21 protein-coding genes are annotated in these 20,375 nt (G+C 69.7%); 12 read left to right on the top strand and 9 right to left on the bottom strand.

Annotated features, from left to right (window positions below):
• The first annotated feature begins 98 nt into the window (after nt 1-98).
• From HEB94_RS19680 to HEB94_RS19670, 3 genes are read left to right on the top strand one after another with little or no spacing between them, the layout of a single operon-like run.
• Entirely contained in the window at nt 99-716 is a 618-nt protein-coding gene (locus HEB94_RS19680; protein WP_192751253.1) for a PadR family transcriptional regulator, read from the top strand.
• Nucleotides 713-1,477 carry an ABC transporter ATP-binding protein gene (locus tag HEB94_RS19675; RefSeq protein WP_192751252.1) on the top strand — a complete coding sequence of 255 codons (765 nt, stop codon included), beginning with the start codon at nt 713-715 and terminating at the stop codon, nt 1,475-1,477. Before HEB94_RS19680 ends, HEB94_RS19675 begins: the two co-directional genes overlap by 4 nt.
• Nucleotides 1,474-4,041 (top strand): FtsX-like permease family protein, encoded by a 2,568-nt coding sequence (locus tag HEB94_RS19670; protein ID WP_192751251.1) that lies wholly within the window; start codon nt 1,474-1,476, stop codon nt 4,039-4,041. Before HEB94_RS19675 ends, HEB94_RS19670 begins: the two co-directional genes overlap by 4 nt.
• A 241-nt stretch (nt 4,042-4,282) precedes the next feature.
• Here HEB94_RS19670 and HEB94_RS19665 read toward each other — a convergent pair whose 3' ends face one another.
• The 5 genes from HEB94_RS19665 to HEB94_RS19645 all read right to left on the bottom strand — a co-directional run bounded on the left by HEB94_RS19665 (nt 4,283) and on the right by HEB94_RS19645 (nt 9,825).
• On the bottom strand, nt 4,283-5,638 hold the full coding sequence (locus HEB94_RS19665; protein ID WP_192751250.1) for a family 4 glycosyl hydrolase: 1,356 nt from the start codon (nt 5,636-5,638) through the stop codon (nt 4,283-4,285).
• 55 nt (nt 5,639-5,693) lie between these two features.
• Nucleotides 5,694-6,530: a carbohydrate ABC transporter permease gene (locus tag HEB94_RS19660; protein WP_192751249.1), complete on the bottom strand. Its 837-nt coding sequence runs from the start codon at nt 6,528-6,530 to the stop codon at nt 5,694-5,696.
• On the bottom strand, nt 6,530-7,492 hold the full coding sequence (locus HEB94_RS52570; RefSeq protein WP_192751248.1) for an ABC transporter permease subunit: 963 nt from the start codon (nt 7,490-7,492) through the stop codon (nt 6,530-6,532). The genes HEB94_RS19660 and HEB94_RS52570 overlap by 1 nt, the downstream gene beginning before the upstream one ends.
• A 34-nt stretch (nt 7,493-7,526) precedes the next feature.
• A complete protein-coding gene (locus tag HEB94_RS19650; RefSeq protein WP_192751247.1) occupies nt 7,527-8,858 on the bottom strand; it encodes an extracellular solute-binding protein in 1,332 nt (443 codons plus the stop codon).
• A gap of 88 nt (nt 8,859-8,946) precedes the next feature.
• Nucleotides 8,947-9,825, bottom strand: a complete 879-nt coding sequence (locus HEB94_RS19645) for an SIS domain-containing protein (protein ID WP_192751246.1) — start codon at nt 9,823-9,825, stop codon at nt 8,947-8,949.
• A gap of 142 nt (nt 9,826-9,967) precedes the next feature.
• On the opposite strand from HEB94_RS19645, the gene HEB94_RS19640 reads away from it, so the two are divergent.
• Entirely contained in the window at nt 9,968-10,729 is a 762-nt protein-coding gene (locus tag HEB94_RS19640; protein WP_192751245.1) for a DeoR family transcriptional regulator, read from the top strand.
• A 32-nt stretch (nt 10,730-10,761) separates the two neighbouring features.
• On the opposite strand, the gene HEB94_RS19635 is transcribed toward HEB94_RS19640, so the two are convergent.
• From HEB94_RS19635 to HEB94_RS19620, 4 genes are all read right to left on the bottom strand, one after another.
• A complete protein-coding gene (locus HEB94_RS19635; protein WP_192751244.1) occupies nt 10,762-11,703 on the bottom strand; it encodes a cyclase family protein in 942 nt (313 codons plus the stop codon).
• A gap of 43 nt (nt 11,704-11,746) precedes the next feature.
• Nucleotides 11,747-12,223 (bottom strand): hypothetical protein, encoded by a 477-nt coding sequence (locus HEB94_RS19630; protein WP_192751243.1) that lies wholly within the window; start codon nt 12,221-12,223, stop codon nt 11,747-11,749.
• A 174-nt stretch (nt 12,224-12,397) separates the two neighbouring features.
• On the bottom strand, nt 12,398-12,772 hold the full coding sequence (locus HEB94_RS19625; protein WP_192751242.1) for a hypothetical protein: 375 nt from the start codon (nt 12,770-12,772) through the stop codon (nt 12,398-12,400).
• 96 nt (nt 12,773-12,868) lie between these two features.
• Nucleotides 12,869-13,528, bottom strand: coding sequence for a DapH/DapD/GlmU-related protein (locus tag HEB94_RS19620; RefSeq protein ID WP_192751241.1), 660 nt, complete (start codon nt 13,526-13,528; stop codon nt 12,869-12,871).
• A gap of 274 nt (nt 13,529-13,802) precedes the next feature.
• Between HEB94_RS19620 and HEB94_RS19615 the strand changes: the two genes are divergently transcribed.
• The 8 genes from HEB94_RS19615 (at nt 13,803) to HEB94_RS19580 (ending at nt 20,370) form a co-directional block, all read left to right on the top strand.
• Nucleotides 13,803-14,420: a PhnD/SsuA/transferrin family substrate-binding protein gene (locus HEB94_RS19615; protein ID WP_192751240.1), complete on the top strand. Its 618-nt coding sequence runs from the start codon at nt 13,803-13,805 to the stop codon at nt 14,418-14,420.
• Nucleotides 14,417-15,298: a phosphonate ABC transporter ATP-binding protein gene (gene phnC / locus HEB94_RS19610; protein ID WP_202896444.1), complete on the top strand. Its 882-nt coding sequence runs from the start codon at nt 14,417-14,419 to the stop codon at nt 15,296-15,298. The genes HEB94_RS19615 and phnC overlap by 4 nt, the downstream gene beginning before the upstream one ends.
• Nucleotides 15,299-15,461: 163 nt before the next feature.
• Nucleotides 15,462-16,181 carry a GntR family transcriptional regulator gene (locus HEB94_RS19605; protein ID WP_192751239.1) on the top strand — a complete coding sequence of 240 codons (720 nt, stop codon included), beginning with the start codon at nt 15,462-15,464 and terminating at the stop codon, nt 16,179-16,181.
• On the top strand, nt 16,178-16,633 hold the full coding sequence (phnG, locus tag HEB94_RS19600) for a phosphonate C-P lyase system protein PhnG (RefSeq protein WP_192751238.1): 456 nt from the start codon (nt 16,178-16,180) through the stop codon (nt 16,631-16,633). The genes HEB94_RS19605 and phnG overlap by 4 nt, the downstream gene beginning before the upstream one ends.
• Nucleotides 16,630-17,298 (top strand): phosphonate C-P lyase system protein PhnH, encoded by a 669-nt coding sequence (gene phnH / locus HEB94_RS19595; RefSeq protein WP_192751237.1) that lies wholly within the window; start codon nt 16,630-16,632, stop codon nt 17,296-17,298. Before phnG ends, phnH begins: the two co-directional genes overlap by 4 nt.
• Entirely contained in the window at nt 17,298-18,569 is a 1,272-nt protein-coding gene (locus HEB94_RS19590; protein ID WP_192751236.1) for a carbon-phosphorus lyase complex subunit PhnI, read from the top strand. Before phnH ends, HEB94_RS19590 begins: the two co-directional genes overlap by 1 nt.
• Nucleotides 18,566-19,486, top strand: coding sequence for an alpha-D-ribose 1-methylphosphonate 5-phosphate C-P-lyase PhnJ (locus tag HEB94_RS19585; protein ID WP_192751235.1), 921 nt, complete (start codon nt 18,566-18,568; stop codon nt 19,484-19,486). The genes HEB94_RS19590 and HEB94_RS19585 overlap by 4 nt, the downstream gene beginning before the upstream one ends.
• Nucleotides 19,483-20,370 (top strand): ATP-binding cassette domain-containing protein, encoded by an 888-nt coding sequence (locus tag HEB94_RS19580; protein WP_202896443.1) that lies wholly within the window; start codon nt 19,483-19,485, stop codon nt 20,368-20,370. The genes HEB94_RS19585 and HEB94_RS19580 overlap by 4 nt, the downstream gene beginning before the upstream one ends.
• Nucleotides 20,371-20,375: the final 5 nt, after the last annotated feature.

The raw sequence follows: 20,375 nt of genomic DNA, 5'->3' as shown, positions 1-20,375 counted from the left end.
CACGTTGCCTGCTGTACGAGTTGGGTTTCCTCGGCATGTCGCGGGTAGCCGGAGCGGCGGTTTGCGTGGTGCCTACCGGATATGCATACTCAGTAGGCATGTCCATCCGACACGGCCTACTGGCCCTCCTCGACTCCGGCCCGAAGTACGGCTACCAGTTGCGGACCGAGTTCGAGCAGGCCACCGGCGCGACCTGGCCCCTCAACATCGGGCAGGTCTACACCACACTCTCCCGGCTCGAGCGCGACGGTTTCGTCGCGGGCAACGGCGCCGACGACGAGGGCCGGATCCGCTACGAGGTCACCGACGCCGGCTGCACCGAGCTCGCTCAGTGGCTGGCGACCCCGGTCAGCCGGCAACCCCGTCCGCGCGACGAGCTGGCGATCAAGCTCGCGCTGGCGCTCACCGTCCAGGGTGCCGATGTCCGATCGATCGTCCAGAAGCAGCGGACGGCGACCGTCCGGGCGCTGCAGGAATACACCCGCCTGAAGCGAGACGCGGACGAGGGCGACCTGTCCTGGCTCCTCGTCGTCGAGTCGATGATCTTCCAGGCCGAGGCCGAGGTGCGCTGGCTCGACCACTGCGAGGCGCGTCTGGTGCGAACCGCATCCCGCGGTCCCGACCGCGGGCGAACGCGCCATGCCACCAGGTCCGGCCGCACCACCAGCGACGACGCGGCCGACGCCGCGCACACGACCCATGGGGGACGACGATGACCACGACCCCGACCAGCCAGCCGCCACCCGACCTCGGAGCCGACGCGCCGGTCCTCGACATCACCGCCGTCACCCGGGTGCACGGCAGCGGTGAGGCCGCCACTCACGCGCTGCGCGGAGTGAGCCTCACCGTCCGACCCGGCGAACTCGTCGCGGTGATGGGTCCCTCCGGCTCGGGCAAGTCGACCTTGCTCCATCTCGCCGGTGGGCTCGACTCGCCCACCAGCGGCACCGTGCGGGTGGAGGGAACCGACCTGGGCAGCCTCTCCCGCGCACAGGTCGCGACCCTGCGCCGCCGCTCGGTGGGCTACGTCTTCCAGGACTTCAACCTCATTCCGGCGCTCACCGCAGTCGAGAACGTCGCCCTTCCCCTCGAACTCGACGGCACGCGGTCGAGGCGGGCGCGCAAGGAGGCCTTGCGCACACTGGCCGAGGTGGGGATCGAGGACCTCGCCGACCGGTTCCCCGACGACATGTCCGGTGGCCAACAGCAGCGGGTCGCGATCGCCCGTGCCCTGGTCGGTCAACGGCGGCTGGTCCTGGCGGACGAACCCACCGGTGCCCTCGACTCCGAGACCGGCGAACAGGTGCTGCGCGTCCTGCGGGCCCGGGTCGACGCCGGTGCCGCCGGCCTGCTCGTCACCCACGAGGCCCGGCACGCCGGCTGGGCCGACCGGGTGGTCTTCCTTCGGGACGGCCAGACCGTGGACGACACCGGACATCTGCCCGCCCCGGAGTCCCTGCTGGAGGGATCGCGGTGAGCTGGCGCAGTGGCGGCAGCTGGCGGGTGGCACTGAAGCTGGCGCGCCGCGACGTGTGGCGGGCCAAGGGCCGAAGCGCCCTCGTGGTCGCGATGATCGGCGTCCCGATCATGCTCATCGCGGCCGGGTCGGTACTCCTGCGAAGCACCACGGACACGAACGCCGCAGATGGGCTGCGCACCATGGGGCCGACGGATGCCGTCGTCACCGTCCAGGGAGCTCCGCTCGCGCAGACATTCGACGGCGCTCTCCAGGCGAGCGTCCCCGAGGCGAAGCTGGCCGATCCGGATGACCAGGACATGACCTCGCAGCGGGTGGCCGCGCTCACCGGCGGGACCGCGATCCCGGTGCGTCACGGAACGACCTTGGTCAAGACCGACCTCGGCGCCATCGCGGTCAACGTCCGCGAGTTCGACCTGCGCGACGAACGTACGACGGGGCTCGGCACAGTCGTCGATGGGCGAGCACCGAAGAGCGCCGACGAGATCGCGGTCTCGCCCAACCTGGTCGACGACGGTTTCGGGCCGGGCCAGCGGATCCGGTTCGGGGCGGGCGACCATCCCGAGGTGTGGGTCGTCGGTGTCGTACGCAACCCGGCCGATCTCAGTTCGAGGCAGCTCGTCGGCATCCCCGGCTCGATCCTTCGAGGCGCTGGTGGGTCCGGCGACACGACGTACCTCATCGACACTCACGGCAGGGCCATCACCTGGCCGGACGTCCAACAGCTCAACACGCACGGGCTCGTCGTACAGTCGCGTGCGGTTCTCCAGGACCCGCCACCGCACAAGATGGTTCCTCGCCTGATCACGGACTCCTACCCCTCCACGCCAGATGCCACCCTGGTCGCGTTCACGGTCCTGGTCGCCGCCGGAGTTCTGCTCGAGGTCGTCCTGCTGGCGGGGCCGGCGTTCGCCGTCGGTGCCCGGCGGCAGAGCCGGCAACTCGCATTGTTCGTCGCCACCGGCGGAACACCCAGGGACGTCCGGCGGGTCGTGCTCGCCCAGGGCATCGTCCTCGGTTTCGGCTCCGCGTTTCTCGGCATCCTCCTGGCCATCGCCCTCGTCGCTCTGACCCGGCCGATCTCCAGTCAACTCATCGGCCACGACATCTCGTCGTTGCGGATCTCCCCGCTGGACCTGGGCGCGCTCCTCGTCGTCGGAAGCCTCGCGGCGCTGGCCGCGGCGTACATACCCGCGCGTCACGCGTCCCGGCAGGACACCGTGGTCGCTCTCGCCGGCCGGCCCCGCCGTGGCGGGCCGGCCCTCGGCCTGGTGCTGATGGTGGTCGGCGCGATCGTCGTTCTCGCCCTCGGACGCCAGCCCGGAGGCGAGTGGCGCGTCGCTGTGGGGACGTTCGTCCTCGTGGCCGGAACGATCATGATCACCCCTGTCCTGATCGGGTTACTCAATCGACTGGGTGGCCGGCTGCCGTTGTCGTTGCGGCTGGCCACCCGCGACGGCGCCAGACACCAGTCCCGCACGGTTCCGGCCGTCGCCGCGATCATGGGGGTGGTCACCGGCGTGACCGCACTGGCGATCGGGTCGTCGAGCGACTTCGAACAGAACCGCCGCGGGTACGAACCCCGGACCGCGATGGAAACCATGACCATCGGGCTCACGCCGACTGCCACGCCGCGCGCCGCCGACACTCTCGCCGACCAGGTGCGGGCCGAATTGCCGGGGCGGACGACGCTTCTCCTTCCCAGCATCACCATCTATCCGTCCGATCCGCAGGCCCTTACGGCAGCGCTTGTCGGTCCGAAGTGTCCGGAGGAGGACCCCTACGGTTGTGGGGTTCCACTGGACACAGAAGACGGCGAGTCAATCATCGGCTACACGACCACCGTCGACGGCATGATGGTCGCGGGCCCCGACCTTGTGGCGAAGGTCCTGGGACACCCACTGACCGCGGAGCAGCGACAGGTCCTTTCGGCAGGAGGTGTCCTGGTGCCGTCCAAGGCGGCCCTGTACCCGGACCACACCGCGCAGGTCGCGACCTTCCGGATCAGGAACGGCAGCGACGGCTCGGTCACCACCAGAGATGTGGAGCGGACACAACTGCCGGCCGCCGTCCTGGCGGCGACCGTCCGACACTCGGGCACCTACACCTATCTCGCCGACCTGATCGCTACACCACAGACCGCCAGGCGGCTGGGACTCCTTACGACCGTGCACAGCATCGTGGTGCCACCCGGCTCCCCCGCGGTGAGCAAAGCGCAGGAGGCGCAGGTCAAGGAAATCGTTCAGGGCCTCGGTTACGGCTCCGACATCTATGTCGAGCGGGGCTTCGTCCAGACCTACGCAATTCAGTTCCTCGCCCTCTCGATCCTGGGCGGGCTGCTCGTGCTGGTCGGTGCGGCGACCGCCACCGCGCTCGCACTCAACGACGCCAGGCCGGACTTCGCCACCCTCGCCGCCGTCGGAGCAACACCCCGGACCCGTCGACGCATGGCGATGGCGCAGGCCGCTGTCATCGGTGGGTTGGGTGCGCTGCTCGGGGTCGTCGTCGGAGCGGTGCCAGGCCTGGCCGTGACCTGGCCGCTGACCACCGGCGAAGGGCAGTAGACGCCGATCATCGACATTCCGTGGACGCTGCTCGGCATCGTGGTGGTCGGCGTACCGGTCCTGGCGATCCTCGGCGCCGGGCTTTTCACCCGGTCCAACCTGCCGATGGTGCGCCGGGTCGGGTAAGCGAGTAGGCGAGCAGCCGAAACGAGTAAACAAAGCAGCGCGGGCCGGGAGGACGGGGACTGATCCTCACTCCCGGCCCGCGTTCGCACGTCAGGCTTGCTACACAGGCGAAGCCCTACAGCGAGGCGTCCTCGGGCTTGGCCCGGAACCGCTCCATGGTCGCGCCGTGCGCCTCGATCGCGTCGTCCAGGATCGCCCGCGCCGTCTGGGTGTCCGGCACCAGCGGGTCCAGCGCCAGCGCCTGGATGGCGAGTTGGCGGTCTCCCCGCAGGGCCGCGTCCACCGTGATCTCCTGCTGCTGCGCCCGCGTCGTGAGCGTCGCGGCGATCGCCGGGGGCAGGTCGCCGATGCTGAGGCCGTTGATGCCCGCGGCGCCGACCACAGCCGGGACCTCCACCACGGCGGTCGAGGGCAGGTTGGCGATCTTGCCCTGGTTGGGCATGTTGACCGCGAGTTCAACCATGTCCTGACCGGTGACGAGAGCCTCGGCGATGGAGACGAGCCGCTCGGCCTCCTGGTCGTCCTTGCCGGCCAGCGGGACGCTCCCGTCGGCCTGGGCGTGCAGCCGGTCCCACAGGTCCGACTTCTCGCCGATGTACTCGATGGTCATGTCGTGGCCGCCCTGCATGCCCCACGGCAGCGTCCCCTCGCCGGCACCACCGAGGTACCACGCGAAGAACTCCGCGACGTGGCGGTCACCCGGCGCCGGGTACAACCCGAAGGTCCGCATCAGGTCCGCCGACACCGGGAGGTGCACGCCCTCGTGGCGGGTCGCCTCCGAGGAGATGTCACCGGCCCGCTCCTCGACCAGAGCGCGCAGCCGCGGATAGAGGTCCTCGGCTCCGTGGCGCAGGTCGAGCAGCCAGCACAGGTGGTTCAGCCCCGCGAAGACGGCGTGCACGTCGCCGGACTCCAGGCCCAGGTCCTTCGCGAGCGCCGCTTTCGTGTGCATGGTGCCGTGGCACAGCCCGATGGCGTTGACGCCGGTCTCCCGGGTGATGCCCCGGACGTTCGCCGTCAGCGGGTTGGAGTAGTTGACAAGCCAGGCTTGCGGAGCGAGCTCCTCGATGTCGCGCGCGATGGCGACGAGCTCGGGCACGTGGCGGAGGGCGCGCAGCACGCCACCCGGTCCCACGCTGTCGCCCACGGTCTGGCGGATGCCGTACTTCAGCGGCACGTTCATGTCGTGTCGCCATCCCGCGGCTCCGCCGACCGCGATGGTCGTCGTCACAAAGCTCGCACCGGGCAGGGCCTCGCGACGGTCGGTGTGCGCGACGGTCTTGAGAGTCGACCCGTGCTCGGCCGCGATCCGCGCGCCGAGCCGGGCCATCGTCTGCGCCGCCTGGGCGTCGAGGTCGACGAGGTGAACCGTCCATCCGTCGAAGACCCTGGACGACGCCAGGTCGGTGAGCAGTCCGGGCGTGAAGACGGTGCTTCCCGCGCCGATGAGAACAAAGCTGTTGTCAGCCATCAGGATCCCTCTCGGATCACACGGGTCGACCGGGTTCGACTCGCCCGGTCGACCGCTACTTCACGCTGCCGGCCAGCAGACCGCTCACGATGTAGCGGTTCAGCACCAGGGCGATGACCGCCGGCACCGCGATGGCGAGGACGCCCGCGGCACTCAACAGGGAGAACGGCACGGTGTGCCGGCCCTGCAACGCGGAGATCGTCACCGTCAACGGCTGGGTGGACAGGTCACTGGACAGTACGAGCGGGAAGAGGAACTGCGCCCACGCGAACAGGAACGTGATGATCGTCGTGGAGACGATTCCGGGCCGGGCGAGCGGCAGCAGGACGTGCCAGAGCACCTGCAGTCGCGTCGCGCCGTCCACGAGTCCGGCTTCCTCCAGACTCTCGGGCAGGCTCTGGAAGTAGTTGTAGAGGATCCACGTCGAAAGCGGCAGGAAGCCCGAGACGTAGACCAGCACGATGCCCGTGTAGGTGTTGACCAGGCCGAGGTCACTCATGATCCGGTAGAGCGGGATCAAGGTGGTGTAGACCGGGAACGCCATCGTCGCGAGCAGGGCGTAGAAGAGGATGTTGCTGCCGCGGAACTTCAACCGCGCGAAGGCGTACGCCGCCATGGTGGCGATCACCACGGTCACGATCGTGGCGATGGCGCACTCGATCACGATGTTCACCGACGAGGACCGGATCTGGTTCCCGATCTCCGAACCCGAGCCGAGCAGGGTGGCGAAGTTGTGCAGGGACGGGTGGGGAGGCAGGTAGTGCGACGGCTTGGAACGAGCCTCCGACTCACTCTGCAGGCTGATGTTGATGACCCAGTAGATGGGCACCAACGACCACAGCAGGATCAGGACGACGCCGATGAGCCGCGCCGGCGAGATTCGCGTCCGCATCAGAACTCGACCTTCCTGTACACCGCTCGGACCACGACGAGGGAGACGAGCACGGTGACCACGGTGATCAGCAGTGACAGCGCATAGCCCTGACCGAAGTCGAGGTTCTGGAAGCTGATGAAGTACGTCTGCATGGTCAGCGAGACACCTGTCGTCGCGGCGCCGTTCAGCACGTAGGGCTGGTCGAACACGTTGAGCGTCGCGACCACCGCCTGCACCATGGCGATCGCGATCCCGGCCCGGGCGAGCGGCAGGGTGATGTAGCGGAACGCCGACCAGGCGTTGCAGCCGTCCAGGCGCGCCGCCTCATAGATGTCGTCCGGAATCACCTGCAGCACCGCGAGGATCAGCAGCGTCGACAGCGGGGTCATCTGCCAGACCTGCACGATCTCGATCAGCGCGATGGTGAGCAGCCCGTGCTGGCCGAGGAAGACCTGGTAGTTGTCGATCAGGTGTACCGAGGTGAGGAAGCTGTTGAGCAGACCGGAGTTCGGGTCGTAGATCCCGCTCCAGACCAGGCCCTCGACCACGCCGGGCAGCGCCCACGGCAACACGATCAGCGCGATCACCGCCGACCGTCCCCAGAACTTCCGCTGCAGAACGACCGCCATCGCGATACCGAGCGCCGTGGACAACGCGACGCCGATGAGGACGTACAGCAGCGTGTTGCCGATGCTGTGGCGGATCGCCGGGTTGGCGAACAGGTGCTGGAAGTTCGCCAACCCGCTGAACCGGGTCGGTGGGTCGAGCGCGTTCACGGTGAAGAACGACTCGACCAGGGTGAAGCCCGCCGGGACCAACGCCAGCCCCACGATGAAGACCGCGAGCGGCGTCACCAGCAGGTAGGGCAGGACCCGTGGATCCTTGCCCACCCGGCTCGTGCGGGGCTTCGGGCCCCGCCCGCCCCCGGAGGCGGCGCTGGTGGTTTCGGAGGGTTGCCCCTCCATGGGCACGGCAGTCACCAGCGCCCTCCCCTCTGCGTGAAGCGGTCGGACATCAGCCCTGCGCCAGCTTGTTCGCCGTGTCCGCAATGGCCTTGATCGCCGCCGGGACGGAGATGGTGCCGGTCGCCGCGCTGTGCAGGTTCGTGTAGACGGCGTTGGAGAAGTTCGGGTACCAGGACGGCGCACCCTCCGGGAACACCGGACGCGAGCTGTTCTTGAGCATGTCGGCGAGCTGCGCTCCGCCCTTGAGCTGTCCCGCCTTGGTCAGCTGGTTCACCGCGGTGAGGCGGGACGGCATGTTGTACGACGGGAGAGCGTGCGCCGCCCCACGCGCACCGGCGAAGTCCGCCTGGTTCTTCGCGGAGGTGAACCACTGGATGAACTTCGCGGCGGCCGCGGGGTACTTCGCGGTCTTCGGGATGCCGATGCCGTCCGGGTTGCTGAGGTTCGCACCGGGACCGGAGACACCCGGCGTCGCGAGGTACTCGACCTGACCGACCACGGAGGAGGAGGCCGGAACGTCGTAGAGCGTGCCCACGTTGCCGGAGTAGTCGCCGAAGACGCTCGCGGTCCGGCCCTTCGCCATCAGGGTCTGCTGGCCCTGGCTGTCGGACACGTTGATGTTGCCCGGAGGAACGAGTCCGCCCTTGATGGCGTCCACCATCCACTGCGCAGCCTTGTACCCAGGCGAGCCGGGCTTTTCGAACTGCGGCTTGCCCTTGCCGTCCAGGACCGTCCCACCGAAGGCGGCGGTGGTCTGGTACCAGTACGTCGACAGGCCCTCGGCCGCGGCGAACGGGATGTCAAGCGGGTACTGCGCGATGCCCTTCTGCTTGATCTTGCGAAGGTCGTTGGTGTACTCCGTCATGGTCTTCGGCGCCGGGTCCACACCAGCCGCCTGGAACATCTTCTTGTTCACGGTGGTGACGAGGAACGATGCGTCGAAGGGGATACCCACCACGTTGCCGTCCGACGTGAACGACGTCAGCTGCGGCATGTCCTTCGCGAGCGCCTTGGTGTCGACGTACTGGCCCATCGGGTAGAACCAGCCGAGCTTGCCCAGCTGGCCAACCCGCGACCAGTCGACGTCGGTCGCGTCGGCGAAGTAGGTCTTCGCGGTCGCCGCGGCGGCGATCTTGGTCTGCAGGCTGTCCCAGTCCACGGTCGACCAGGTGACCTTGATGCCGGTCTCCTTGGTGAACTCCGCGAGCGCCGCCTTGGGCGGCGGGTCGACGGCGAGGGCCACCGTGATCGTGACGTCCTTGGTGGCGTCCGACGCGGTGTTGGAGCCGTTCCCGCAGCCCGCGGCCACGAGGGCGAGGCTGGCGACTGCGGCGATGGCGGTGAACGCGCGCGGTACGCGCTTTGCTCGGATCGAGGTCATCTGTGGCGCCTTCTGTGGTGGGTGTGGATGTCCACGAACGTGCGAACAGCCGGCGACGGCGAGTCTTGGCTGAGGGCGGAGACCGCGCTCAGGAAAGAATCACCGACCGGGACAGGAGCGGTGGATTGTCGACGTCGCGGCCGCGATGGGCGGCCTCGACCTCGGCCTGGAGGTGGACGCGGACAAGTTCGACCATGGGGTCCTCCCCCGTGGTCCAGACGGTGGCGTCGGACTCGCGTACGTGGTCGAGCACGTGCGCGGGAACCTGTCCGAGCACCCACACGAGCGTGCGCGAGGTGGCCGCGCTGACCGGGCCGTGGCGGTACTCCGAGGCGAGGTAGGCCTCCGTCCACGCGCCGGTGGTCTCGCGCATCTTCAGCGCGGCCTCCTGCGACAGGGCGCTCGCGAAGCCCTCGCCGAGGAACACGAAGTGGTCGAAGCGCCCGGCGTCGAACGGTGCGCCCTTGGCGAGAACCGCCTCGGCGCCGTCGGCCAGGGGCAGTACGTCCTCACCGAGGGAGGCGCGGAGTAGGGCCAGCGTCGACGTCGCGAACCTCGTCTGGACGATCGAGCGCTCGTCGGCGAAGTCGAGCACGAGCGGGTTGGGGGCCGCGCGGGCGACAGGGGTACCGGCGACCCCGACGAGCGCGTACCGGTCGAGCGCGGGCGCCTGGGCCTCCAGCCAGTTCGTCACCTCGGTCGTCGTCCCGGACCGGGACAGGGCCAGGACGGCCTCATAGGCGCGGGTCACCCGGTCGGCGGTCGGGACGAGGGCGTCCGTCTCACCGTGGCCGCGGCCCTCCCGAAGCTGGGCGAAGGCGTCGGCGATGAACAGCGAGGTCCCGCAGCCGGCGACGGCGAGCCGGGCTCCGTGGGGCGGCAGGTGGTGGGTCGCAGTTGTCGCGAGTGCGCTGGCTTGTCGCCAAAGTTCAGGTTGACTGCGCACTTCTTGCGCGTAACTGCTCATGGAGCGGGACGTTAAAAGGCCGAGTACTGCGCAGTCAAGGTCCTTAGACGGACCGGAGGCGCAAGTTTGAGCAAACTTGCAACATGATCGCTCAAACTTACGCCATATAGGCATTCATGCTGCACATGGCTACGATGCCGCTGTGCGTCGCGCTCAGAGACTGAACGAGATCCTGTCCGCTTTGGTTGCGGACGGGAACTTGGATGTCCGGACCCTGGCCGAGCGGTTCGGCGTGTCCACTGCTACGGCACGGCGCGATCTGGCCCTGCTGGAGGAGCAGCGACTGCTCGCTCGCACCCGCGGCGGCGCGACCACGCACGCCGCCTTCCACGACCTTCCCGTCCGCTACAAGGCCATGCAGGAACTCCCCCAAAAGCGACGAATCGCCGCGGCCGCGCGGCAGTTCCTGAACGGCGCCCGCGTGATAGGAGTCACAGGCGGAACCACCGTCACCGAGTTCACGCGCCTTCTCACCGACAGCGATGACGGCATCACCGTCGTCACCAACGCGCTCAACATCGCCCTGGATCTGGTGGGCAACCCTCGTATCCGGGTGCTGGCGGCCGGTGGCGAAGCGCGCAGCAGCAGTTACGAGACCGTCGGCGCCAGTGCCGAGTCCTTCCTGGAGAGCTGCAACCTCGACGTGGCGTTCGTCGGCGTCGACGGGGTGGACGCGGGCGCGGGATGCACCAACTACGACCCCGGTGGCGCCCGCGTCAACGCCCTCATGTGCCGGCGGGCCCGCAGGCGGGTGGTGCTGGCCGACGGGAAGAAGATCGGTCGGGTGGCGCTCGCGACCGTGTGCGACATGAACGACGTCGACGTCCTCGTCACCGACGACACCGCGGCTCCCGACCTCGTCCGCCAGATCGAGCAACGCGGCACCCGCGTCATCCTGGCCTGAGCCAGCGCGCGCGACGCCGGGAGGGAACGGCGTCAGAAGATCGCGACCGGGTTGACGACGCTGGACGTCACACCGACGAACCGCCAGGGCTGGACGCACACCAGGAACTCCCAGCGGTTCTTCTGCTCGCACGTCCGCGCGAGTTCGTCCAGCGCGGCGTTGTCGATCAGCCAGAGCCCGAGCGCGACGATACCGACGGTGTGGATGGGCATCGCGAGATCGAGGTTGCTCGACTCACCGGGGAAGACGTCCTGCGCGCCGTCGGAGGAGAGCAGCGCGACGTCACGTTCCCGCAGGAACGGAAGGTTCGCGGCGCTGAGCCCCGCGAGATGGCCTTCCGGGTGCGCCCCCTCGGCGGCGATCCGGGCGAAGTTGCCGGTACGGACGAACAGCGCGTCCCCTGGTCGCACGGTGACGCCCTCGCGCTTCTGCGTGGCCGCGATCTCCTCCGGCGTGATGGCGCGTCCTGGGTCGAGCCAGGGCACGCCGAGCGTCCCGGCGACGTCGAGCAGGACACCGCGGGTGAAGAACCCCTTGTCGACCTGGTGGATCGACAGTTGGGTGGAACCCGCGGCGGAGCGTACGGCGGAGGCGGGAAAGCCGTTGTAGTTCTTGCCGTCCCAGGAGAAGTGGGCCAGCGCGTCCAGGTGGGTGAGCGAGCCGTGGCCGATGAGCCCGACGTACTCCCGGACCGCGTCGAAGCGCGCCGGCTGCCCGTAGATCGCCTCCACCTCGTTCAGCTGCATGAAGCGCTGCACGACGCTGCCACGACCGAGCACGTCCGGATTCTCCGGATCGATGTCGAACGCCAACGACACTGCGGTCCCGTCCCGGACCAGACCGGCCGCCTGGACGCGGACGTCCTCGGTGATCAGGTTGAGGGTGCCGAGCCGGTCGTCCTCGCCCCATCGGCCCCAGTTCGACAGGTCCCGCAGGAAGTCGATGACATCGTTGTCCGCGAGCTTGGCCGTCAAGATCCCCGCCTCCCCTTGCCGGGCCACGGTGCGAGCCGGAGGGTCAGGACTCCGGGACACCCATCGGACGTGCGGCGAGTTGGACGGAGTTCGGCGTCAGGAACTCCGCGAGCTCGACGATGCCCGCCCACCAGGCGAGCAGGGCGTAGGTGCCGCCGGCGTACTCCCGCTTCACGGGGTCCGCACCGGCCTCCGCGATGGCGCCGGCGGTGTTGATCTCACCGGCGATGAGCTGGTCGGTCGCGGGTTTGATGATGTCGTGCTCCCCCGGCCGCGTCCACGCGGCCTCCACGATGAACGACGGCGTGTGGTACCTCGCGCCGGTCACCGGCGGAACGTCGGTCAGGCCGATCGCCCACTCGGCGGCGCGGTAGGCGCCCTCGACCTCGGGCCGGATCAGGGACTGCACCCGAAGGAACGACAGCCACGCCCACACGGCGCGGATCTGCTCGATTCGAGGGCGCTCCGTCCCCGGCTCGCGACGGAACAGGTCGGCGACGGTGGCGGCGGTCTCAGACATCCGAAGCTCCCTCCTCGCCGCCAGTGTGGTTCGCGGGACCGGGCCACCGCAGGCGTGTGAGCCTGTTCTCATCGGGGCTCGCCCGGTCCTCGAGGACCACGGCGTGCTCATGAATCCCCGCCGCGCTGCGTCCGGTGCTCCTCGAGCTTCTCCCCTGACAAGGCTCTGTTGACATCACCACCGGCGCGGGGAGTCGCCCGGGCCGGTCACCACCCGTAGGACGACGTTGTTCTTGATCGCCTCCGGGGCCGCCTCGATCCAGGAGTTGGCGGCCTCCTCGACCGACCACAGCACGGCGCCCACGGACATCTGGTTGTAGCCCCGGACCTGCGCGAGCAGGTCCGGGTCACAAGGGACGACGTCCACGACGCCCGACACGTAGGCGCCGACGAGCCGCTCGGACCAGAGTCGAAGAGTGTCAGCGAGGTGCGCGGCGTAGCCGGCCGCCGTCCAGGACAGGTCGGGGTGTCGCTCGGTCCCCGCCCGCAGGGCCAGCAGGTTGGGGTAGTCGTACTTGGCCTTGAGCACCGCGCCCAGCACGTTCATCATGGTGATCGATCAGTCGAAACCGCATTCGCGGCACGGGTTTCCGTAGCGCTCCGCACCCCACCTCTCCATGGGGCCGCAAGCTACCAGGAGCCACCCTCAGGGCGAGGTGCTCGCGTGCGACAGCGGACTCCCGGCGCCCTCGAACCGTTCGCAGAACTCCGCGGCGTCGAGTTCCCGGAAGGCGGTGAGCGCCTCGCGGAGCCGATCGCGCGGCCAGTCCCACCAGGCCAGGGCCAGCAGCCGGTCGGCGATCGGGGCGTCGAACCGTTTCCGGATCACCCGCGCCGGCGAGCCGGCCACCGTGGTGTAGGCCGGCACGTCGCGGGTCACCACCGCCCCGGCGCCCACGACCGCACCCGTGCCGACCGTGACGCCGGGCAGCACGACCGCGCCGTGGCCGATCCAGACGTCGTGTCCGAGACGGACGGAATGCGCTCGCCGCCAATCGAAGAACTCCGCGTCGTTGGTGTCGGCGAGGCCGTAGTCGATCGAACGGTAGGTGAAGTGATGTTGGGATGCTCGCCAGGTCGGATGGTTCGGGGCGTTGATCCGTGTGTACGCCGCGATCGAGGCGAACTTCCCGATCTCCGCGTGCCACATGACGCCGCCCTGCATGACATAGGAATAGTCACCCATCACGGTTTCGGCCAGCGAAGCGTGTGGACCGATCTCGACGTACTCGCCGAGTTGGCAGTTTCGAACGTGTGCGGTCGGATGGACCAGCGGCTCCGGACCGAGCCTCATCGCCTCTGGCATGGGGCCCCACGCTAGTGCGCGAGTGCCGGAATGCCAGAAAGAGCCGGTTACCACTCACCCACGCGCACGTGAATTCGACCCGGCCGGGAGGCTCAGGTTCCTTGCTGCACAGGACTTCCGCGGCGGGTCAGGGCCGGGATCCCTGCGCCAGGTCGCCCCGCGTTCATCCAAGCGTGCAGCACTCATCATGCTGGCATCGCCTTGTCTTATCAACTCGGTCCTAGCGTCGGTGCCGCCCAGACACCCCCCGACAGCACCCATACCGGAGTAGCTGATGAAATCTGGCCGACAGCAGACCGATCCCCGCCAGTCGTGGAAAACGGTGATCGAGATGCTCGAGGAGGAGACCGGACGGCAGGTCGAGTTCAAGCAGACGACGAACTACAACGGCGTCATCGAAGGCCTGAAGTCCGGGACGGTGGACGTCGGCATGCTCGGCCCGTTCTCCTATGTCCTTGCGCGCACGGTCGGTGCCAAGCTGACACCGGTGATGGCCGGTGCGCACGACCTTTCGGTGCAGTCGGTCAGGTCCGGTAAGTGTGACGTGGGCTTCGCCTCCGACACGATGGTCGACACGACGATGCCCTCCACCGGAAACCTCAGGGCCGGCGAGATCAAGGTGGTGTGGCGCAGCCCGGCCATCCCGAGCTCACCTGTGGCGATGCGGAACGCGCTTCCCGAGGACGTGCGGAAGAAGATCTCCGAGACGTTCCTCACCAAGTTGAACAAGGACTGGCTGGTCGAGAATGGCAAGTGTGCGGACGCGAAGTCGTGCGTCGTCGCCGGGAAGGCCGGCATGGGGGGCTACGTGGCGGCGCAGGACAAGACCTTCGATCCCGTCCGGAAGGTCTGCGCGACCACCCAGGACGAGCAGTGCGAGGCGACCTCGTGAACTCCGCCGAGTTGGTGCCGGGCCAGCCCGCGCAGCCGGGCCCTCGCTCCGTGCCGCCCACGCGTGGGGAGAGCGGCAACCAGGACGTCGTGGTCGTCGAGGACCTGGTGAAGACCTTCGACTCGGTCGTCGCGTGCGACCGGATCAGCCTGCGCATCGGTCCCGGCGAGCTCATCGCGCTGGTGGGTCGATCCGGCGGCGGCAAGTCCACCTTGCTCCGAACGCTGAACGGCCTGAGCCCGGCGACCTCCGGGCGCGTCGAGGTCCTCGGCGTCGACGTCACCCAGGCGCGTGGCGCGAGCCTGCGCCGGTTGCGCCGCCGCGTCGGCATGGTCTTCCAGCAGTTCCATCTGGTCGGACGGCTGACGGCCATGGCGAACGTCCTCACCGGCGCCCTCGGTCGGGTCACGGGCCCGAGATACGGCGTGCTCAGTTGGTCCAGGACCCTGCGGCGATCGGCGCTGGAGCAACTCGACCGGGTGGGCCTGGCCGACCGCGCCTTCCAGCGGGCCGACACGCTCTCCGGTGGGCAGCAGCAGCGGGTCGCGATCGCGCGGACGCTGATGCAGGGCCCGGAGTTGGTGCTCGCCGACGAGCCGGTGGCCTCGCTGGACCCGGAGTCGGCCGCCCAGGTGCTCGACGTCCTGGTGCGGGTCTGCGCGGAGGACCGGCTCACGGTGGTGTGCAGCCTGCACCAGGTGGAGCTCGCCATCGGCTGGTCGGACCGGATCATCGGCCTGCGGGCCGGTCGCGTCGTGCTGGACCGGTCGACCGCCGGCCTGCAGCGCGCACAGGTCGAGGCGGTGTACCGGGACGCGGACAGTGACACCCGCGAACCCGACCGGAGCAGGAACCGCATCCGGATCCGGGCGAGCTGATGGCGGGCGCGGCTCCAGCGGTACCAAGCCGGCTCCAGCACGCGCTCAGCTGAGCGACGACACGCCCGCCGCCATGGTCGACCACCAGCCGCTCGCCGGTCGTTCACCGTTCCGACACGACGATCACCGGTGCGGGCAACCTGGGGGCGGCAGCGTACTTGTCATGACAACTCGGTCGACCTATCTCGAGCTCGCGGACCGGCTCGCCGACCAGCTCCGGGACACGCCTCCCGGCACCCGCGTGGCCTCGGAGTACGAGCTGGTCGCGAGCCACGGCGTCAGCCGGCTCACCGCACGGGCGGCGCTGCAGGAGTTGGAGCACCGGTATCTCGTCCAGCGGGTGCGCGGCTCGGGCACGTTCGTCCGCCGCCGCATCGACTACACCATCAGCAAGCACATCGTGCCGAGCTTCACCGCGACGGTTGCCGCGGCGGGTGCCAGGCCCGGTACCCGGTTGCTCTCGGTGCGGCGCCGCGATCCCGAGCCCGTCCACTCCTACGAGCCCGAGATCGCCGACGGTGGGTCGATCGTCGAGGTACGCCGACTGAACCTCGTCGACGGCGAGGTCGCCGGTGTCCTCACCAGCGTGCTGCCGGGCGACCGGCTGCCCGGTCTGGAGGAGCACCTCGGCGACGACTTCTCCCTGCACACGCTGGTGTCCCAGGTCTACGGCGTCCAGCTGCAGAGGTACCGCCACCAGGTCCTGCTCGACGTGCCCGACCGGGACGTCGCGGACCTGCTGGGGGACGAGGCGCCCCGCCCCTGCTGGTACGCCGAGAGCCTGAACCGGGTCAAGGGCACCACCCAACTCGGTGAGTACTCCTACACCTGGTCCAACCCACACGTGATCCGCATGGTCTTCCAGATCGAGGAGGAAGGGTGACGGGAACAGCCACCGAAGACACATTGAGCCGCGAGGAGCGGGCGTCGCTGCTCGCCCGGGCGCTGCCGGAGGAACTCGAGCCGCTGGCCGAGGAAACCCTTGCCAGAAAGGGCGACCCGGTGGTGCTGTCCGGCCCGGAGGTCGGCATGGTGATGATGCAGGTACGCGAGCCCGTCGCCGCCGAGCGTTTCTATCTCGGTGAGGTTCTGGTGACTCGGACCGAGGTCGAGCTCGGTGGCCACCGCGGCTGGTGCATGCGACTGGGCGACGACCGTCAAGCGGCCCTTGCGGCCGCGATCCTGGACGCCGCCGCGGAGGCACCGGACGGCGCGGACCGTGCCTCCGTCGAGGCGTTGTGCCGCCGGGTCGCCGAGCGGGAGGCGCGGGCGGCGCGCGCGGAGTGGGCCGAGATCGCGCCGACCGAGGTGCGTTTCGAGGAGCTGGACTCGTGACCGGCACGCAGACACTCGGCGAACGGGCGCGCGCCATACGGCTGAACCCATCGGCCGCCCAGCGCGTCTTCGACCAGCTCCTGGACAGCCTCGCGCGGCCAGGAACACTGGCCCAGCTGGAGTTTCCACCCGGCGTGCCACCCGCGTCGCTGCCCGCCGTCGCGCTCGCCGACGTCGAGGTCCGGGTCGCCGTCCTGGAGGACGGCGCGGGCTGGGCCGACCCGGTGTACGCCGTCACCGGTGCGCCTCCCGCGACGGCGGCCGAGGCCGACATGGTGGTCGCCCTTCGCCCGGTGACGGCGAAGGAGGTCACCACGCTGCGTCGAGGTACGGCGTACGCGCCCGAAGACGGCGCCCGGCTGGTGATCGCCGTCGAGCGGCTGGACGCCGAGACGGGACCGCTGCGGCTCGCGCTGTCCGGTCCGGGCGTACCGGGTGAACGCACCGTGGCCGTGACCGGGCTCGACAACACGGTGGTGACCGCGCTGGCGCGGGTCAACAGCGACTTCCCGGCCGGGGTCGACGTCCACCTGGTCGCGGCGGACGGCGTGCTGGTCTCGGTGCCGCGAAGTGTGCGGATCCGGATCGCCGAGCCGACCGAGAGCGCCCATGACACGGCACAGGAGATGGCACACGAGACGGCGCAGGAGAGGAAGGTGCTCTGATGGGCTACTCGGGAGCCCGTGGCGGGCTCGACGCGATCCGGGCCGCGGAGGCGCTGGTCCGCCGCCGCCGGCTGACGGGTGAGAGTGACTGGCTCGGCCTGGACCAGATCACCGAACGGCTCCGGCTGGCGGTCGACCGGGTGCAGGGCGAGGGCGGGCTCTGGGCGCCGGAGCTCGCCGCCCGCGCCTTCCGCCAGGCCGAGGGCGACGTGCTCGAGGCCGCGCAACTGCTGCGCGCCTACCGTTCGACCCTGCCCCGGCTCGCCTACACCGTGCCCGTGGACGCGGACGAGATGGTGCTGTTGCGCCGCATCGTCCCGGCCTACCGCACACCGCCGGGGCCGCAGCTCCTCGGCCGGACCCTGGACTACACCGGACGCCTGATCGACCTCACCCCCGAGGCCGACGCGCGGGCCGAAGCCCACCGCGACCAGGCTCGTCGTGCCGAGGACTCCGCTGACACCGGATCGCAAGCCTCGGTTGACACCGCCGCACCGGACTCCGCCGCGGACGAACAGGTGGACCACCGCCGGCCGCCGAGGTTGCTGGAGCTGCTGCGCTCGCTGGACCTTGCCGTCGAACGGCGTACCGGCGAGGATCCGGAACCCTTCGACATCACCCGCAAACCCGCGCGACCGGGCGCGCCACGCTCGGCGTGGCTCGCGGCGATGTCCCGCGCGGAGACCGGTGCCCTGATGAACCTGTGGTACCGCAACGTCCTCGGGCCGGACGGCTACATCCACGAGGTCACCCTCGGGGAGGTCCGGCACGGCTACCTGCCGGTCCGTATCGCCCACCCGCACACCGGCGGGTCGGTCGACATCGGGACGGTCCGGGCCACCGAGACCGAGGCGATCGAGGACCTCGACGGCCTGGACGAGGACCGCACGAAGTTTGACGTCGGGTACGGCCTGTGCTTCGGCCACAACGAACGCAAGGCGATCGCGATGGCCAACCTCGACATCTCCGCCTGGCGCGACCGCGGCCGCTCCGCGTTGCACCAGTCGATCCTGCTCACCACCGACGGACTCGACTCCTCCGGCTTCCTCGAACACCTGAAGCTGCCGCACTACGTGACCTTCCGCTCGATGGTGGAGCGCAAGCGAGCGGTCGCGGCCGCGCTGGCCGAGATGGACCGCCGGGAGGCAGCGCAAGCCGACGTTGACGGCCTGCTCGCCGAAGCGCCGCCGGAGGAGGACTGCATCTCCTCGGTGAGCGCCGGCCCGGGCGCCGACGACCCGGTGTCCGCGTCGACAGGAGGGACACCATGACGCTCAGCACGGTGCTCGACAGTGTCGGGCAGGAAGCGACGTTCGGACTGCTGGACGAGGTGAGCAAGCGGGAGATCCGCCGGGCGATCCTGACCGCGGTCGCCGTACCCGGTTACCAGGTGCCGTTCGGCTCCCGGGAGATGCCCGTGTCCCGCGGCTGGGGGTCGGGCGGCCTGCAGATCACCCTCGCCATCGTCGGCCCGGACGACGCGGTGAAGGTCATCGACCAGGGCGACGACGCGGGCGTGAACGCGGTGAACCTGCGCCGCCTCATCGTCGGGCACACCGGCTGTGAGGAGGAGTCCGACTCGCGGGTGGCGACCATCATCCAGAGCCGGCACCGCGTTCCCGAGGATCCGCTGCGGGCCGACCAGACGCTGGTGCTGCAGGTGCCGGTGCCCGAACCCCTGCGCGGCGTCGAACGCGACATGCGCGAACAGCAGCGGATGCACGCGGAGGCGGAGTACTCCCGGATGTGGGTCGCGCTGTACGAGGACATCGTGCGCAACGGCGTCGTCACCAAGACGACGGGTTATCCGTGCCTGGTCGACGGGCGGTACGTCCTCGCCACCACGCCGATCCCCCGCTGGGACGTACCGAAGCTGAACCAGGCCGAGCACCTCACGTTGTTCGGCGCCGGCCGGGAGAAGCGGATCTACGCCGTTCCGCCGCACACCGACGTCGAGCCGCTGACCTTCGAGGACGTGCCGTTCGAGGTCGAGCGAACCCCCGGGGCCAGCTGCCGACGCTGCGGCGCGGAGGAGGCCTTCCTCGTCTCCGTTCCCGCGACCAACGGGACCGAGACCTGGCTGTGCAGCGACACCGACTGGTGCGACCGCCGGATCCGCGCCGCTCGGGCGGCGCGGACCACCAACGGGACCACCGACGGGACCACCGAGAACAGGGAGGCATCGTGACCCTCGTCGCGGAAGAGACCCGCCCCGTCGGCAGCGAGGAAGCCGCGCCCGCGTGGGCCCTGAAGGTCGAGGGCCTGGGCCGGATCTTCGGGTCCGGCGGCGCCGAGGCCGTGCCCGGGACCGGGCCGGAGCACGACACGGTGATCAGCCCGCTCACCGGCGCGGTGGTCGCCGCCTGGGACGTCTCCTTCGAGGTGGCGCCCGGCGAGGCGCTCGGCATCGTGGGCGAGTCCGGCTCCGGAAAGTCCACCGTCGTCCGGTGCATCTCCGGCGACGAGCAGGCGAGCGCCGGTGCGGCGTACCTGCGCACCGTCGACGGCGGCCTCACCAACATCCTGTCCCTCTCCCCCGCGGCCCGCCGCAAGCTGCGCGTCGACCAGGTGTCGGTCGTCTACCAGGACCCCGCGGCCGGGCTCGACCTCGGTGTGACCGCGGGCGGGAACGTGGCCGAACGGCTGACCGCCGCCGGCTGGCGGCACTTCGGCCGGATCCGGGAACGGGCCGGCGAACTCCTGACCCGCACGGAGGTGCCGCTGGTCCGGATGGACCACCTGGTCCGGACGTTCTCCGGCGGCATGCGGCAACGGGTCCAGCTCGCGAAGGCGCTCGCCAACCGGCCGCCCGTCGTCCTGCTCGACGAGCCCACCACCGGGCTCGACGCCTCGGTCGCGGCCGGCGTCCTCGATCTCGTCCGCAGCCTGCTGGAGGAGTACGGTCTCGCCGCGTTGGTGATCTCCCACGACTTCTCCGTCATCGAGATGCTCACCAACCGCGTCGCGGTGATGCAGCACGGCCGCATCGTCGAGACCGGGCTCACCGACCAGGTGTTCGAGGACCCGCAGCACCCCTACAGCCAGCGCCTCGTCGCGGCGGCCCGCGGATGAAGGAG

The organism is Actinopolymorpha pittospori (genome assembly GCF_014873875.1).
Lineage (GTDB): Bacteria > Actinomycetota > Actinomycetes > Propionibacteriales > Actinopolymorphaceae > Actinopolymorpha > Actinopolymorpha pittospori.
This window is presented reverse-complemented; position numbering and strand designations above follow the sequence as displayed.

What these genes read in the sequence shown, in the direction of transcription:
- HEB94_RS19625 (WP_192751242.1), bottom strand. Translation starts at nt 12,772, where the DNA reads ATGATGAACGTGCTGGGCGCGGTGCTCAAGGCCAAGTACGACTACCCC.
- HEB94_RS19615 (WP_192751240.1), top strand. Translation starts at nt 13,803, where the DNA reads ATGAAATCTGGCCGACAGCAGACCGATCCCCGCCAGTCGTGGAAAACG.
- HEB94_RS19605 (WP_192751239.1), top strand. Translation starts at nt 15,462, where the DNA reads ATGACAACTCGGTCGACCTATCTCGAGCTCGCGGACCGGCTCGCCGAC.
- HEB94_RS19645 (WP_192751246.1), bottom strand. Translation starts at nt 9,825, where the DNA reads ATGAGCAGTTACGCGCAAGAAGTGCGCAGTCAACCTGAACTTTGGCGA.
- HEB94_RS19680 (WP_192751253.1), top strand. Translation starts at nt 99, where the DNA reads ATGTCCATCCGACACGGCCTACTGGCCCTCCTCGACTCCGGCCCGAAG.
- HEB94_RS19590 (WP_192751236.1), top strand. Translation starts at nt 17,298, where the DNA reads ATGGGCTACTCGGGAGCCCGTGGCGGGCTCGACGCGATCCGGGCCGCG.
- HEB94_RS19620 (WP_192751241.1), bottom strand. Translation starts at nt 13,528, where the DNA reads ATGCCAGAGGCGATGAGGCTCGGTCCGGAGCCGCTGGTCCATCCGACC.
- HEB94_RS19675 (WP_192751252.1), top strand. Translation starts at nt 713, where the DNA reads ATGACCACGACCCCGACCAGCCAGCCGCCACCCGACCTCGGAGCCGAC.
- HEB94_RS19650 (WP_192751247.1), bottom strand. Translation starts at nt 8,858, where the DNA reads ATGACCTCGATCCGAGCAAAGCGCGTACCGCGCGCGTTCACCGCCATC.
- HEB94_RS19660 (WP_192751249.1), bottom strand. Translation starts at nt 6,530, where the DNA reads ATGCGGACGCGAATCTCGCCGGCGCGGCTCATCGGCGTCGTCCTGATC.
- HEB94_RS19630 (WP_192751243.1), bottom strand. Translation starts at nt 12,223, where the DNA reads ATGTCTGAGACCGCCGCCACCGTCGCCGACCTGTTCCGTCGCGAGCCG.
- HEB94_RS19665 (WP_192751250.1), bottom strand. Translation starts at nt 5,638, where the DNA reads ATGGCTGACAACAGCTTTGTTCTCATCGGCGCGGGAAGCACCGTCTTC.
- HEB94_RS19585 (WP_192751235.1), top strand. Translation starts at nt 18,566, where the DNA reads ATGACGCTCAGCACGGTGCTCGACAGTGTCGGGCAGGAAGCGACGTTC.